This window comes from Sporosarcina sp. FSL K6-1508, from assembly GCF_038007465.1.
GTDB lineage: Bacteria > Bacillota > Bacilli > Bacillales_A > Planococcaceae > Sporosarcina > Sporosarcina psychrophila_B.
In genome coordinates this window covers 3402065-3416127 of sequence record NZ_JBBOXF010000001.1, presented here as the reverse complement: position 1 = coordinate 3416127, position 14063 = coordinate 3402065, and the positions used below count along the sequence as shown (strand labels likewise).

Here is a 14063-nt window from a genome sequence, read left to right as displayed (position 1 = left end):
AATGCTGATTGAAGACTTATACCGTGCACCTTGGCATGAAAGGATGGAGAGTGTCATAACCGACATGGTGAACAGTGTCATTACTGACAACGAAGTATTAGTGCAAGAAATACAAGAGTGGGAGAAAAGTGAAACCCGTGCGAATATGATAGTCGGCGAACTCTATTATCGAAACAAAACGGATATCCTGTTGAAAAAACAAAAGATTGCGTGGAAATCAAACACTCAGCTGACACACGGCTTCGCTAAAAAGCTTGTTGACCAGAAGATTGGATACTTGTTGTCGAAGGAACCTACATTTGGAACTAAGAACGTTACGTATCGGAAAGTTATGCGAGAAACGTTTGACCGAGGGCTACTGAAAAAGATCAAGAATGTGGGTAAAGAGGCAATCAATAAAGGTATTGCGTATCTTCATCCATTTTTCAATGAAGAAGGAGATCTTTCATTCAAGAAATTTCCGTCTGAGCAGATTATCCCTAATTGGGCTGATAACGAACATATGGAGATTCTGTCATTCACTCGTGTTTTTGAGGTGACAGCTTATGAGGATAAGAAAAAGGTAACGAAAAAGAAAGTGGAATACTACCATTCACAAGGCGTTAACTACTTTGTTTTTGAAGGCGGAAAACTCATTCCGGATGTTCCGGCGGGTATCGAGAAAAACTACCACTTCCTAATCAACGACGAACCGTATGTGTGGGAGAAGATACCGCTTATCCATTTCAAATACAACGAAGAAGAACAACCTTTGATTGATAGCATTAAGTCGCTCGTAGACAACTACAATATGCAGGCGTCAACTAATGCGGATTTGTTGGCTGATATTCCGAAATTCATTTATAAGCTAATTAATTATGGCGGTGCAGATCTAGCGGAGTTCCTTTCTGAACTGAACGAGTATATGGTCGTGAAATTGGATGAAAACGGTGATGTCGATAAGCTACAGGCGGATATTCAAACCGATGCAGTAGAGAAGGAGATTGACCGTAACAGAAATTCCATCTATGAGTTCGGGCGAGGTGTTGATACTAGAGAGGTAGGCCTTGGAGATGCTTCTGGTGTGGCGTTACGTTTCCGTTATTCGGATTTGGATATGGATTGCAACATTCTAGAAGCAGAGTTCCAGTCAAGCTTCGAGCACATGATGTGGTTCATTAACCATCATCTATTTGTAACAGGTCAAGGGGATTTCACGGAAGAGAAAATCAATGTCATCTTTAATAGAAATATCATCATTGCGGAAACAGAGGCTATTGAGAACGCTTCGAAATCAGTTGGTATTCTTGATAATCAAACGATTCGTGAAAATCATCCATGGTATAACGAAGAGGTCGAGAAACGTTTAAAAGCCCAAGAAGAAAAGTTGCAGAAAGAAAATGATGATTACCGAAAAGCCTTTCCGAATCGTGGTGAAATAGATGGTAAAGAAGCGTAACTATTGGCAAGGCCGTTTTGAATTACTGTTGGATTCACAATTTCATAAGGGCGAAACTTATCTGCTTGATTTAGAAGCGCAGTACAAGATTGCGGTTGATGCAATTGAAAAGGATATTGCTGTTTGGTATGTGCGATTCGCTAAGAACAATGAAGTATCACTTGCAGAAGCTAAACAGATGTTAAGAGGCGCTGAGCTGGCTGAATTTCATTGGGATGTTAAAAAGTACATCGAATACGGTGAAAAGAATGCTCTCGATGGCAAATGGATGAGGCAACTAGAGAACGCATCTGCACGCGTCCATATATCGCGTCTGGAATCAATTAAGCTACAAACACAGCAAACGATTGAAGAATTGTACGGGAAGCAATTTGAGGGCATAGAGAGGCTGATGAAAGAAGTTTATCAAGATACCTACTTTCACACAGCGTTCGAAATCCAAAAGGGCTTTAATGTCGGCTACTCATTGCAATCCATTAACACCAAACAGCTACAGCAAGTCATTTCGAAGCCTTGGGCGGCAGATGGAGCTAACTTCAGCAGTCGCATTTGGAAAGCTAAGGATGACCTTGTCAACACACTCCACACCGAATTAACACAATCAATCATCCGTGGTCATGCACCGGATAAAATAATTGCCGCAATCGCTAAAAAGTTTAATACATCCAAGAATCAAGCAGGACGGTTAGTGATGACCGAGTCGGCTTTTTTTGCGTCTGCAGCACAAAAAGATTCATTCAAAGAACTTGATGTAGAGAGCTATGAAATTGTCGCTACGTTAGACAGTAAAACCAGTCCAATATGCCAAGAACTCGACGGCAAAGTATTTAAGATGTCGGATTATGAGCCAGGTATCACAGCACCACCGTTTCACGTTTGGTGCAGAACAGTCACGGTGCCTTATTTCGACGATAACTATGGTTCTCGTATTGCGAGAGGTAAGGATGGCAAGACGTACCACGTGCCTTCGAACATGACGTATAAGGTATGGGAAGAGAAATTTGTCGCTTAAAGGTGGTGGTGAACTTGCGTTTCAAGAAGTCAAATTCGAGAAAGCTACGGTGATCTCACAAATCTCGGTTTCGTTGCTCCGTTATGCAACCATTCGTCTGTTTGGTATTTAAGACGTTAAATCAAAAGACAAATCCGAGGTCGATACCCTCGTTAAAAAACGTAATTTGAAAGGATGATTGAATTGAACAAAGAGCAATTGATCGCATTGGGATTAACAGAAGAACAAGCAGATAAAGTTTTGGTAGGCATTGGAACAATGATTCCCAAAACACGCTTTGACGAAGTGAACGATGCTAAAAAACAACTCGATGCCGACTTAGTAGCTCGTGATACCCAGCTAGAAGAATTGAAGAAAACAGCTGGTGCCAGTGAAGAGTTACAGGGACAAATTGCGACGCTTCAAGCGGCCAATGATTCAACAAAATCTGAGTATGAAGAGAAAATCCAAAAGCAGTCATACAACTACGCTCTTGAACGCGCACTAACGGACGCCAAGGTAAAGAACCCTAAAGCGGTAAAAGCACTACTTGATACAGAAGCCATCAAACTTGATGGGGAGAAATTGCTCGGTCTCGATGAGCAGTTGAAAACCCTGTCGGAGTCGGATGGCTATTTGTTTGCGCAAGATTCGGATGGCAAGCCAGCATTCAAAGGATTCACCCCGGTGGACGGCAAACCCCCTACTGACGCAGAACCTAAAGCAGGAGACTACGGTAAACAAATGGCTGAAGGTCTAGCGAAAAGTAATGTAGGACTCGAAGATGCACGTAAATCTTATTTTGAATAAGGAGGAAATCATAAATGAGTAAATTTGCTCAAACAACTTACGGCAACAAAAAGGAAATTTTAAAGTTCCCAGATCATTACGTAAACCTAGCGGTGACAGTTAGTGATGCTGGGATTACTGCTAATGCAGACGGCAAGAAAATTGTGCCTGCAGGAACTATCCTCGGTGGTGGTGTTTTGACGGATGATACTAAAGATGCTGTTAAAGCAACGACCGCTGATGAAGTTTCAAATGCGGAAGGTGTATTGTTCAATGACACTGACGTGACACATGGTCCTGCACCTGGCGCATTGTTAATTCACGGCTTTGTCGCACTAGACAAGATTCCGAAAGCACCAACCGCGGAAGAAGTTGCGGCACTTAAACAAGTTACATTTTTGAAATAAGAGAGGATGAAGATTAATGCCAACTATTTTTGATCTAGTAAATGCGCAAGAGATTGGAACATATTTTGAAAACAACCCATCAAACAAAGTTCCTTATTTTGGAGCTACATTGTTTCCAGCGAAAAAACAACTTGGTTTGGACCTAAGCTGGATTAAAGGAGCGAACGGGTTACCTGTCGCACTTACTCCTTCCGAATTTGACGCAAAGGCTACACTTCGTGACCGTATTGGATTCAGCAAAGTGCAAACCGAGATGCCGTTCTTCCGTGAAGCAATGCGCATCGGTGAGAAAGATCGTCAAGAACTGAATCGATTACTTGCAACTAATCTGTCGGAAGCTTACAAGTCGATTGTCAATAATATTTATGACGATGTAACGACATTGATTAAAGGGGCAGAAGTTCAACCTGAACGAATGATTATGCAGTTGTTGTCCAGTGGGAAAATCGGTATTACTGCAAATCGAGTTAATCTGGATTACGACTATGGCATGAAAGATGATCACAAGGAAACTCTTCTTGCGGGAGCAAAATGGAGTGATCCAGCTTCTACGCCAATCCCAGACATTATGAGATGGCAGGATGAAGTTGAAGAGAACACTGGAAGCCGTCCTACTAACGCCGTAATGACTCGTAAGACGTTTGGTTACCTCCTTGCACACAAGAGTATTCGATTGGATATGAATCCGCTAGGTGGGCAAAATATTATCATGACTGACGCGATGCTAAAACAATATCTACAGACTCAGCTAGGTTTATCAATCGCTGTTTACAATAAAAAATATCGTGCGGAGGACAACACTTTGCATAATTTCTACCCAGACGATCACTTCACTCTATTCCCAGATGGTGCTCTTGGAAATACGTATTACGGCACGACTCCGGAGGAATCTGATTTGATGACTGGTAGCACGTCGGCCGATGTTCGCATTGTTAATACTGGCGTAGCAATTACGACAATCAAAGAACCGCATCCAGTGAATGTCGAGACGATTGTATCTGAAATTGTTCTGCCGAGCTTTGAAACGATCGATAACATTTTCATTGCAAAAGTTAACTAAGAGGGGACTTGTTCCTCTCTATTTTTTTATTGAAGGAGGTAAATACCTTGTCAGAAGTTAAAGTGACCTTTAACCGGAACGTAAAACTTGGAAATGCCTTACATCGTAAAGGTGATGCAGCAATTGTCGCCGAAAATGTTTGCGGCGAATTAGTAGAACTCGATGTGATTGAAAAAGGATTTGAATTGATCACGATAGAACCTAAACGAGTTGAAGAAATGACTGTTCCAGAACTGAAAGAATACGCAACGGAAAATGACATCGAACTTGGTGAAGCGAAAAAAAGAGACGATATTTTAGCGGTTATCCAATCATTTGAAGAAGAGATTGCTCCCGAGGAGTAAGGAGAGATAGCGATGGATGTTTTTGAAATTGTAAAAGCTAAGCTACCTGCTGATAAACTTCCGGGGGATACCCTTTTAAAGCTATTTGTTGCGGAAGTCGGGCAAACAATCCTCACATATCTGAATAGAACAGACATGCCTAAAGAACTCACTTTCACCCATGCAAACATGGTAGTCGATATGATTACAGGCGAAAATCGCAAGATTGATCCAGAGGCACAGTCGTCTGTCGCCTCCATTAGGGAAGGTGACACAACTGTTCAATTCGGTTCTGCGAAGGTTGAATCTCGTGAAAGAGCGACCGAAAAGTTACTCTACGACTATTCAAGTCAATTGAATCGCTTCCGAAAGTTGAGGTGGTAACGTGAATGCGCAGTATCGAAAGGCGATTGAATCCCTCTACGTCGGCGTATGTACCGTAATAGAGCGCCAAGCAGTCAAGAACCCAGTTACGCATGTTACAACTCATGAAGAGGTAACAGTGCTCGATAATCAACCTTGTAAACTTTCTTTCGAGCGTACCGCGTCCGCAAATCAAACAAGTACAGTTGGTGTAGTTTTGCAATCTACAAAGCTATTCATTGCGCCTGAGATTGATATCAAACCAGGTTCGAAAATTGTCGTAACTCAACGAGGCAGAATCGAAACCTACACGCGTAGTGGGCAGCCTGCATTTTTTAGTTCACACCAAGAAATACAACTCGAACTATTCAAGGAGTGGGCGTAATGGCCAGGTGGGGTAGCGTTGATTTTCGACAACTACAGCGATTGCAAAAGCGGATGGAAAAGCTTGAACGTGCTGGCTTCGAAAAGTTTTGTGAGGATTGCGCGAAGGAACTAGCCTCAAGATTGCTTGCGAAGGTAATCAAACGAACTCCAGTTGGTGTATATATCGAAGAAGGTAAAAATGGTGGTACCTTACGCCGTGGTTGGACAGCTAAGAGCGAACGTGAAGCCGAATTAACTGCCGTGTTTGGTGGTGGCGCGGGTGTTAAGTCATACGCCGAATCGCTAACTATCAAGAAGGCCGGCAATGTTTTTGAAGTTGAAATTATCAACCCTGTAAAGTACGCGAGTTATGTGGAATTCGGACACCGTACCCGTAATCACAAAGGGTGGGTGAAGGGGCAGTTTATGCTAACTATTTCTGAACAGGAACTAGATAAGCAGAAAATACAAATACTCGAAAAGAAACTGACGAAGTTCTTAGGTGGTGTGTTCGATGCAGATTAATGACGTAGTAGACGCTATCGCTATCAAGCTGCACAAAACGTTCGGTGATGAATATACCATTTATACGGAATCGATTGAGCAGGGCTTCCAGAAGCCTTGTTTTTTTATTGCTCTACTCGAGCCTGATCAAGAACAAGTTGTTGGCAATCGATACCATAAAACGAATCCGTTTGATATCCATTACTTCGGTCGCGGCAATATAGATGCACATAACACCGCTGACAAACTAATGAATGAAATGGAATACGTCAAGTGTATCAATGGTGATTTGCTTTGTGGCACAAAGATGAAAGCATCTGTCATTGATGGTGTTCTTCACTTTTTTGTGAATTACAACATGCATATTTACAAAATACAAAATCCTATCCCAATTATGGAAGATTTGGAACAACGAATATTAACGAAAGGGTGATTAAAGTGACTAAAACAACGAACTTGGATATCAAGGCGGAAGCAAAGATTACTAAGGTCAAGAACAAATCAAAAGAGTCTCCCGCTCCATCTCTTACCAATTTCACTAAACAACAAGTTGTAGGCAGTAAGAAATACGGTCGCTATCGTGACGTCTTAAACGCAATTCTAAAAGACGACAAAACCTATACGCGCGTAGAGGTTGAAAAGAAATTAGAAACGTTCCTGAAAGGTAAGGTGAGTAAATAATGGCATTAGGTGGAGGAACTTTTTTAGCGCAAAACAAGACGTTACCAGGTACTTATCACAACTTTATTAGTGCGGCGCGTGCTTGGGTCAATCTAAGTGAACGTGGTTATGCTGCACTACCCATCCCTCTCGATTGGGGCGAAGACGGTAACGTATTCACCGTGACGATGGAAGACTTACAGAAGAAATCACGTAAGATTTTCGGTTACGATTATACGCATGAAAAATTGCGCGGTATTCGTGACTTATTCAAGAACATTCACACGGCTTACTTTTACAAGTTAGCGACGAATGCGGTTGCTGCCAGTAACGAAATGGCTACAGCAAAATGCAAGGGTATCCGAGGTAATGCACTTACTGTGGTTGTCTCAGCCAACGTGGACGAGGATAGTAAATTCGATGTCCTTACTTATCTAGGCACTAGCTTGGTAGATGAGCAAACAGTTGGTGCTAATACAGGCGAATTAAAAGATAGTGATTATATAGTCTGGAAACCAAGTGTGGAAATCACAGAAACTGCGGGTATGCCATTGGTTGGTGGTGCTAACGGAGACGCTACGAATGGACAAGCTCATCAAGAAGCCTTAGAAGCGCTAGAACCATACTCTTTTAATGCTATTGGTTGCCTGTCGACTGAGGACGCCGTGAAGAGTCTTTATTCCGAGTTCACAAAGCGATTGCGTGACCAGGTAGGCGTGAAATTCCAGTTGGTCCTACACAAAAAGAATGACGCGGACCATGAAGGTATTATTTCTGTGAAAAATGATGTGACTGATTCCGATGTAGCTTCTGCAGTTTATTGGACGTTGGGGGCGGCAGCTGGTTGTCCTGTAAATAAATCGAACACTAACAAACAGTACGATGGAGAATTTGCGATTGATACGAAATTCAGTCAACCAGAATTGGAAGAAGCCATCAGAAGTGGGGAGTATGCCTTCCATAAGGTCGGTGAAGACGTTCACGTATTAGAGGACCTCAATACATTCACTTCATTTACTGTCGATAAAAACGAAGATTTCAGCAGTAATCAAACAATGCGCGTACTTGATCAAATTGGTAATGATACAGCCATTTTATTCAATAAACGTTATTTAGGTAAAGTGCAAAATGACAAGTCTGGTCGAGTCTCGTTTTGGGGAGATCTTGTTGCGCACCGGAAAGAATTACAAAAGATTCGGGCGCTTGAGGATTTCGAAGCTGATGATGTGGTTGTTGAAAAGGGTGAAAGTAAAAAGTCGGTCGCTGTTGCTGAAGCGGTACAGCCGACAAACTGCATGACGCAACTTTATATCACTACAACGGTAGTTTAAGAATGGAGGAAATAACGTGGATAAAATGTTGAAACTTGATTTACAGTTCTTTGCGGAAACTATGGCTGCGAAAGATTCTGTCAGTGCGAGACTAGCCGAATGCTACGTAACAATCGAAGGCAATCGGTATAACTTCATGCAGATTATTGATTTTGAATCTACTATCGATAAAACAAAAACTAAAGTTCCGATTCTAGGGAAAACCGGTAAAGGTAATAAATCAACTGGTTGGGAAGGTGCTTTTAGCGGTACAGCTCATTATAACCAATCGATTTTCCGCGATTTACTTTATCGATTTAAAGAAACTGGAGAAGACGTGTACTTCGATATCCAAGTAACGAATGAAGATCCGACATCATCAGTTGGCCGTCAAACAGTCATTCATAAAGACTGTAACTTAGATGGTGGCGTTCTCGCTAAATTCGATGCGGATGGTGAGTACTTAGACGAACCAATCGATGGCACATTTGAAGACTTTGAAATGCCGGAGAAATTCGGTTTACTACCTGGTATGCAATAAGATGAGGGTCGCTTTCATAGCGGCCTTTTTATAATTCAAATTCAAAATAGAAAAGGATAAGGTGATAGATAATGAGTAATCTAAACGCATTTTTAGCGCAGAACGCAGTACAGGAAGAGAATGAAAAATACGTTGCATCAAAAAGATTCATCGAACCAGTCATCGATAAGGAAACAGGTAAACAAAAGATTGGTGAAGATAAGAAACCAATCTTTGAACCGGTTAAATGGGAAATTTGTTCAATCTTACCGCAAGAAGATGAGTTGATACGTAAGGGTTGTACAAAGAGGTTGCCTGTGCCTGGAAAGCGTAATATGTTTTCTCCTGAAACAGACTACAATTCGTACCTAGCGCAGCTCGCGGTTAAATGTACTGTATTTCCGAATTTGCATAGTAAAGAGTTGCAGGATTCCTATGGCGTTATGGGGGCTGAGGCTTTGTTACAAGTGATGTTGAAGCCGGGAGAGTATCAAGACTACCTTGTTAAAGTCCAAGAAGTGAATGGCTTTGATGTGGGTATTACGGAATTGGTCGAAGAAGCAAAAAACTCATAAATGACAATGATGCCGATTTCAACTATGCCTATTATTGTCTGCACAAATTTCACTGGAAACCTTCAACTTTTGACGATTTGCCGATGAAAGAGAAAGCGGTGGTTATCGCTTCTATAGAGGTGAAAATGGAGAAAGAAAAGAAACTAGAAAAGAATCGTAAATTAAAGAAACCGTAGAATTCATGATAATAGACCCTTCTTGTTGTATTATATTGATAGGACATAAGGAGGGGGTATGAAATTGAAGAAAATAATGTATCTATTTATGCTTTGCGCGTTATTAGTAGGGTGTGGGAGCGGTGAAGCGGAAGTGAAGTCTTCGGTTGAAGTGAAAAATGACGACCCAGCCAAAGAGGAACCTAAAGTATCCGCGAAGCCGAAAGTGGAAAAGGTATATATCGAAAATGGAGAAATGGTTGTTATTGAAGATTTTTCTGAATTCACAATAACTGACACCAAATTCGCGAAGAAGATTGAACCGCCTAATCCAGCCAGTTTCCACACATACTATGAAGCGAAAGAAGAGGGAACTACGTATCTCGATACTGTAATCAAATTTAAAAGCCTTCTGACTTCCGGTAAATCTGCCGATGAATTTGCATCCGTAGAGGTCACTTTTAACGATAAATATGAATATCGCACATTTTCAACTATCGAAGAAAGTGGTGGTAGTAACTTCACGTTTACGAATATCACGTCAATCGAACCTTTGAAAAACGGCACAATTCATTACTTGGCGGAAGTTCCGGACGAAGTTGAAAACGGAACAGAACCACTTACGATTACCGTTACTATTAACGGAAAGGAATATCTTCATAAAATTAGATGACTACAGAAAAGCATCCTTTACAGGGTGCTTTTTATTATGCTTAAAAGGCGGTGAGAAAGTGGCTACAATTCGTACATCTATACAGATACAAGACAATATGTCCCGAGCATTCCAGTCGATGAATACTGCGATGAATGTGGTTTTGAACAGCTTCGAATCATTACAAGCCGCATCGGGTCGCGCTGTTGATACGGCGAGCATTCAACTTGCGCGTCAAGAGTTAGCGAGAGCGGGAGCGGCATTTGATCAAGTGGAACAAGAGATTCAACAAGCGAATGGCGCTCAACAGCAGTTTAATAACGAAATACGCGCAGGGACATCGGCGGCGGATAGCTTGTTGAACAAGTTGATGGGAATTGCTGCGGCATATTTAAGCTTCCAGTCTGTTAAGAACTTTGTTGGCGGGATGCTCTCACAAGGTATTGATTTTATCGCCTTTAGGCAAGCGTCCGAAGTGGCGTTCACAACATTTCTTGGAGATGCAGAAACGGCAAAGAAATACATGGATGATATGTACGCTTTCGCATTAAAAACCCCGTTTGCCTATCCAGACCTCCTTGAATCCAGTCGGAATCTGATTGCATTCGGTGTAGCTGCTGAAAATACTTTTCCGATTATGCAGTCTATCGGTGATGCAGTAGCCGCTATTGGTGGAGGTAACGCCGAAATGTCTAGCTTGTCAAATATATTCGGGCAAATACAAGCGCAAGGCAGAATTACGGCGATGGAAGTGAATAGGCTAAGTCAATTCGGGATAAACGCTTATGAAATGCTGGGGCAGGCTGCCGGTGAATCTGCCGAAGCTATGAAGAAACAAATTTCGTCTGGTGCTATTGGTGTCGGACAAGCTATTTCTGGTTTGGTTGAAGGTATGGATGCCAAATTTGGCGGCTTAATGGAGGGTGTAAAAGGTACCTGGGCAGGAGCAGTTGACTCAATGAAATCCGCTTCACGTAACGCAGGAACCGCTATGATGGAAGAGTTTATGGTAGCTGAAGGTCCTTTGGTTACGTTAGTCCAAAATATCACCGAACAAATTAAGAAGATTCCGGAGTATATCGGTCCGGCGGTTGCTGCCTTCATACCGTTAATCAATGTTTACAATGAAATAGTTGGAGATGGTCGGCTTGATAATCTCTTCTCTGGTTTATCTTCAACGATTATCTTTACAGCGAATCTTTTATCGTGGACGGGGCAAATAGCAATACAGACAGCGGCAGCTATCTCTGATAATTGGTCAATGATTGAACCTGTCATGTGGGGAGTAGTAGCCTCCTTGATCGTTTATAACGCCACAATGGGTTTTGCTTGGCTAACAACCTTAAGAACTATTGGTGCGAAATTATGGAGTATAGCTGTTTCTTGGGCAGAAACGGCTGCTATTATTGCCTTGACTTTTGCTCAGCAGGGATTGAATGCTGCGTTACTCGCTTGTCCAATTACATGGATAATCATAGGCATCATAGCTATAATCGCAATTTTTTATGCGGCAGTTGCGGCAGTAAATCATTTTGCAGGTACAACTATTTCAGCCACGGGAATAATTGTTGGTGTACTGATGACGGCGCTCGCCTTCATAGGTAACATATTTATCGCAGCAGGGAACTTGATCATTGATGTTATTGCACTAATTTGGAATGGTTGGGCGAGTTTTGCAGAATTCTTTGCCAACGTTTTCAATGATCCCATCGGCTCAATCGTTCGTTTGTTTGCTGATTTAGGAGATCACGTGCTCGGCATTTTGGGAAGCATTGCCTCTGCTATAGATACTTTATTTGGTTCGAATCTCGCGAGTGCGGTAAGCGGATGGCGGAATGCTTTAAGTGGGATGGTTACTGAAGTTTATGGAGAAGCGGAAATAAAAGTTCCACGAATGGATGCTAGCGACCTCCATTTTGACCGTTTTGAGTACGGAAAAGCTTACGATTTCGGTTATAATTTAGGGGCTAAAATAGAGGATAAACTAAGCTTCGGCGGGGCATCCGATAATATCCCGAGACCAGAAATGGGACAAGGTCTAAGCGCATTAGATATCGCGAAGGCAGATCCAGCGGATAAGAAGAATAAAGCAAATACCGCTAAGAACACTGCTAAAATGGCAAAGTCGATGGAAGCTTCAGAAGAAGACTTGAAATACTTACGTGATCTGGCTGAACGAGATGTAATCAATCGTTTTACAACGGCATCGGTAAAAGTGGATTTCAGTTCCACGAATACAATCAACTCTGACCTAGATTTGGACGGTATCATTGATCAGTTCGCAGAAAAACTTGAAGAAGCGCTTGACGTAGCGGCAGAGGGGGCGTAACGGATGTACGGTTTTTTCTTGGATGGCGTGCAGTTACCTGTTGCGCCACCAAAGCTTGACACGAAAATATCGAATAAGAATAAAACAATCACACTCATTAACGAAGGTGAGGTCAATATACTAAAGACGGCCGGACTTACCGAGCTGTCATTTGATGTTTTATTGCCAAATGCGAAATATCCATTCGCGGTATATCCAGAAGGTTACCAACCAGCTACGCATTATCTTGATAAACTCGAAAAGCTAAAGGTTAATAAAGAGCCTTTCCAATTCATAGTTACTCGTTCAAAACCAAATGGTGACTTACTTTTCGATACGAATATGAAGGTGACTCTAGAAGAGTACGAAATCAAGGAAGATGCTGAGAATGGTTTCGACATAGAAGTGGCGATTCATCTGAAACAATACCGTGATTATGGTACAAAAAAACTAGTGATTAAAACAGCGGTAAAAGGCGCTCAGACAACGAAGAAGGTAACGACAACCAAAGCTAGACCGAGTAGTAAAACGCCTCCTAAATCGTACACAGTGAAGGCGGGCGATACATTGTGGGCTATCTGCCAGAAACAATTAGGTAACGGTGAAAAGTATAAAGAAGTCGCAAAGTTAAACGGCATAAAGAACCCTAATATCATTAAGGTCGGGCAGGTGATTAAGTTTGAGTAAAGCTCAATTAATCATTCAGAACGGTGCTAAAATCATGGAGGTTGCAGCCGAAGAAGGTATCGTGTGGGAAACTACCCGTAAAGGCGTGCCAGGCAAGCTCACATTCACCGTTATAAAGGATGAGGCGCTTGGCTTCTTTGAAGGAAATGCCGTTAGATTCATCTATGATGGCGCTAAGATATTTTATGGGTTCGTGTTCACGAAAAAGCGTTCTAGCAACGATATGATTGCAGTCACTTGCTACGATCAATTGCGATACTTTAAAAACAAAGACACAAAAACATACAAAAACAAGACAGCCAGTGAATTCTTACAGATGTTAATCGGCGATTTCAATTTAAAAGCGGGTAAAATCGGAAATACAGGCATGAAAATACCCTCTCGCATCGAAGATAACAAGACACTTTTTGATATGGTGCAAATCGGTCTTGACCTAACATTACAGAGCACGCGTAAAATGTATGTATTGTATGATGATTTTGGCGCGATTGCGTTGCAAAACATTGAATCTATGAGATTGGATTTATTAATCGATGCAGAGTCGGGCGAAAGCTTTGATTATACTTCATCGATTGATTCGAATACGTACAACAAAATCAAACTTTCCTACGAAAACAAGAAGTCAGGCAAACGTGAAATCTACATTTCACAAGACAGTAGAACGATGAATGAATGGGGAGTTCTGCAGTTTTTTGAGACAATACAAGAAGGTGCCAATGGTAAAGCGAAAGCCGATGCATTGCTTTCTTTGCACAATCAAAAGTCACGCGAATTGAGCGTTAAGCGCGCATTTGGCGACCCCCGAGTGCGTGGTGGTAGTAGTTTAGGAGTCGGGCTTTATTTAGGTGATATTACAGTAGCAAATTACATGGTGGTTGAAACTGCGAAGCACACATTTAATGAGAGTGATCATTATATGGATTTACGGTTGATTGGTGGTGAATTTGTTGCGTAA

18 protein-coding genes are annotated in these 14063 nt (G+C 41.9%); all 18 read left to right on the top strand.

Going from position 1 to position 14063, the window contains the following annotated elements:
* The first annotated feature begins 1 nt into the window (after position 1).
* Complete coding sequence (locus tag MKZ11_RS17220) at positions 2–1438, top strand: phage portal protein (protein WP_340795589.1); 1437 nt, start codon at positions 2–4, stop codon at positions 1436–1438.
* The gene (locus MKZ11_RS17215) at positions 1422–2450 is read left to right on the top strand and encodes a minor capsid protein (RefSeq protein WP_340795588.1); all 1029 of its coding nucleotides are present in this window, start codon (positions 1422–1424) and stop codon (positions 2448–2450) included. The genes MKZ11_RS17220 and MKZ11_RS17215 overlap by 17 nt, the downstream gene beginning before the upstream one ends.
* Positions 2451–2624: 174 nt before the next feature.
* Positions 2625–3239 carry a phage scaffolding protein gene (locus tag MKZ11_RS17210; RefSeq protein ID WP_340795587.1) on the top strand — a complete coding sequence of 205 codons (615 nt, stop codon included), beginning with the start codon at positions 2625–2627 and terminating at the stop codon, positions 3237–3239.
* 14 nt (positions 3240–3253) lie between these two features.
* On the top strand, positions 3254–3625 hold the full coding sequence (locus tag MKZ11_RS17205; protein ID WP_340795586.1) for a hypothetical protein: 372 nt from the start codon (positions 3254–3256) through the stop codon (positions 3623–3625).
* A gap of 16 nt (positions 3626–3641) precedes the next feature.
* Positions 3642–4685, top strand: coding sequence for a major capsid protein (locus MKZ11_RS17200; RefSeq protein ID WP_340795585.1), 1044 nt, complete (start codon positions 3642–3644; stop codon positions 4683–4685).
* Positions 4686–4732: 47 nt separating this feature from the next.
* A complete protein-coding gene (locus MKZ11_RS17195) occupies positions 4733–5029 on the top strand; it encodes a hypothetical protein (protein WP_340795584.1) in 297 nt (98 codons plus the stop codon).
* A gap of 12 nt (positions 5030–5041) precedes the next feature.
* Positions 5042–5392 carry a hypothetical protein gene (locus tag MKZ11_RS17190; protein ID WP_340795583.1) on the top strand — a complete coding sequence of 117 codons (351 nt, stop codon included), beginning with the start codon at positions 5042–5044 and terminating at the stop codon, positions 5390–5392.
* Between the two features lies 1 nt (position 5393).
* The gene (locus MKZ11_RS17185) at positions 5394–5756 is read left to right on the top strand and encodes a hypothetical protein (RefSeq protein WP_340795582.1); all 363 of its coding nucleotides are present in this window, start codon (positions 5394–5396) and stop codon (positions 5754–5756) included.
* Positions 5756–6262: an HK97 gp10 family phage protein gene (locus tag MKZ11_RS17180; RefSeq protein ID WP_340795581.1), complete on the top strand. Its 507-nt coding sequence runs from the start codon at positions 5756–5758 to the stop codon at positions 6260–6262. Before MKZ11_RS17185 ends, MKZ11_RS17180 begins: the two co-directional genes overlap by 1 nt.
* Positions 6252–6674, top strand: coding sequence for a phage tail terminator family protein (locus MKZ11_RS17175; protein ID WP_340795580.1), 423 nt, complete (start codon positions 6252–6254; stop codon positions 6672–6674). The genes MKZ11_RS17180 and MKZ11_RS17175 overlap by 11 nt, the downstream gene beginning before the upstream one ends.
* Before the next feature lie 5 nt (positions 6675–6679).
* Entirely contained in the window at positions 6680–6922 is a 243-nt protein-coding gene (locus tag MKZ11_RS17170; RefSeq protein WP_340795579.1) for a hypothetical protein, read from the top strand.
* Positions 6922–8232, top strand: coding sequence for a phage tail sheath family protein (locus MKZ11_RS17165; protein WP_340795578.1), 1311 nt, complete (start codon positions 6922–6924; stop codon positions 8230–8232). The genes MKZ11_RS17170 and MKZ11_RS17165 overlap by 1 nt, the downstream gene beginning before the upstream one ends.
* A gap of 25 nt (positions 8233–8257) precedes the next feature.
* The gene (locus tag MKZ11_RS17160; protein ID WP_340797039.1) at positions 8258–8752 is read left to right on the top strand and encodes a phage tail tube protein; all 495 of its coding nucleotides are present in this window, start codon (positions 8258–8260) and stop codon (positions 8750–8752) included.
* 71 nt (positions 8753–8823) lie between these two features.
* Positions 8824–9306 (top strand): phage tail assembly chaperone, encoded by a 483-nt coding sequence (locus tag MKZ11_RS17155; RefSeq protein ID WP_340795577.1) that lies wholly within the window; start codon positions 8824–8826, stop codon positions 9304–9306.
* A 240-nt stretch (positions 9307–9546) separates the two neighbouring features.
* Positions 9547–10134: a hypothetical protein gene (locus MKZ11_RS17150; RefSeq protein WP_340795576.1), complete on the top strand. Its 588-nt coding sequence runs from the start codon at positions 9547–9549 to the stop codon at positions 10132–10134.
* Positions 10135–10192: 58 nt separating this feature from the next.
* Positions 10193–12442, top strand: coding sequence for a tape measure protein (locus MKZ11_RS17145; RefSeq protein ID WP_340795575.1), 2250 nt, complete (start codon positions 10193–10195; stop codon positions 12440–12442).
* Positions 12443–12445: 3 nt separating this feature from the next.
* Positions 12446–13108: a LysM peptidoglycan-binding domain-containing protein gene (locus MKZ11_RS17140; RefSeq protein WP_340795574.1), complete on the top strand. Its 663-nt coding sequence runs from the start codon at positions 12446–12448 to the stop codon at positions 13106–13108.
* Positions 13101–14063, top strand: a complete 963-nt coding sequence (locus tag MKZ11_RS17135) for an XkdQ/YqbQ family protein (protein ID WP_340795573.1) — start codon at positions 13101–13103, stop codon at positions 14061–14063. The genes MKZ11_RS17140 and MKZ11_RS17135 overlap by 8 nt, the downstream gene beginning before the upstream one ends.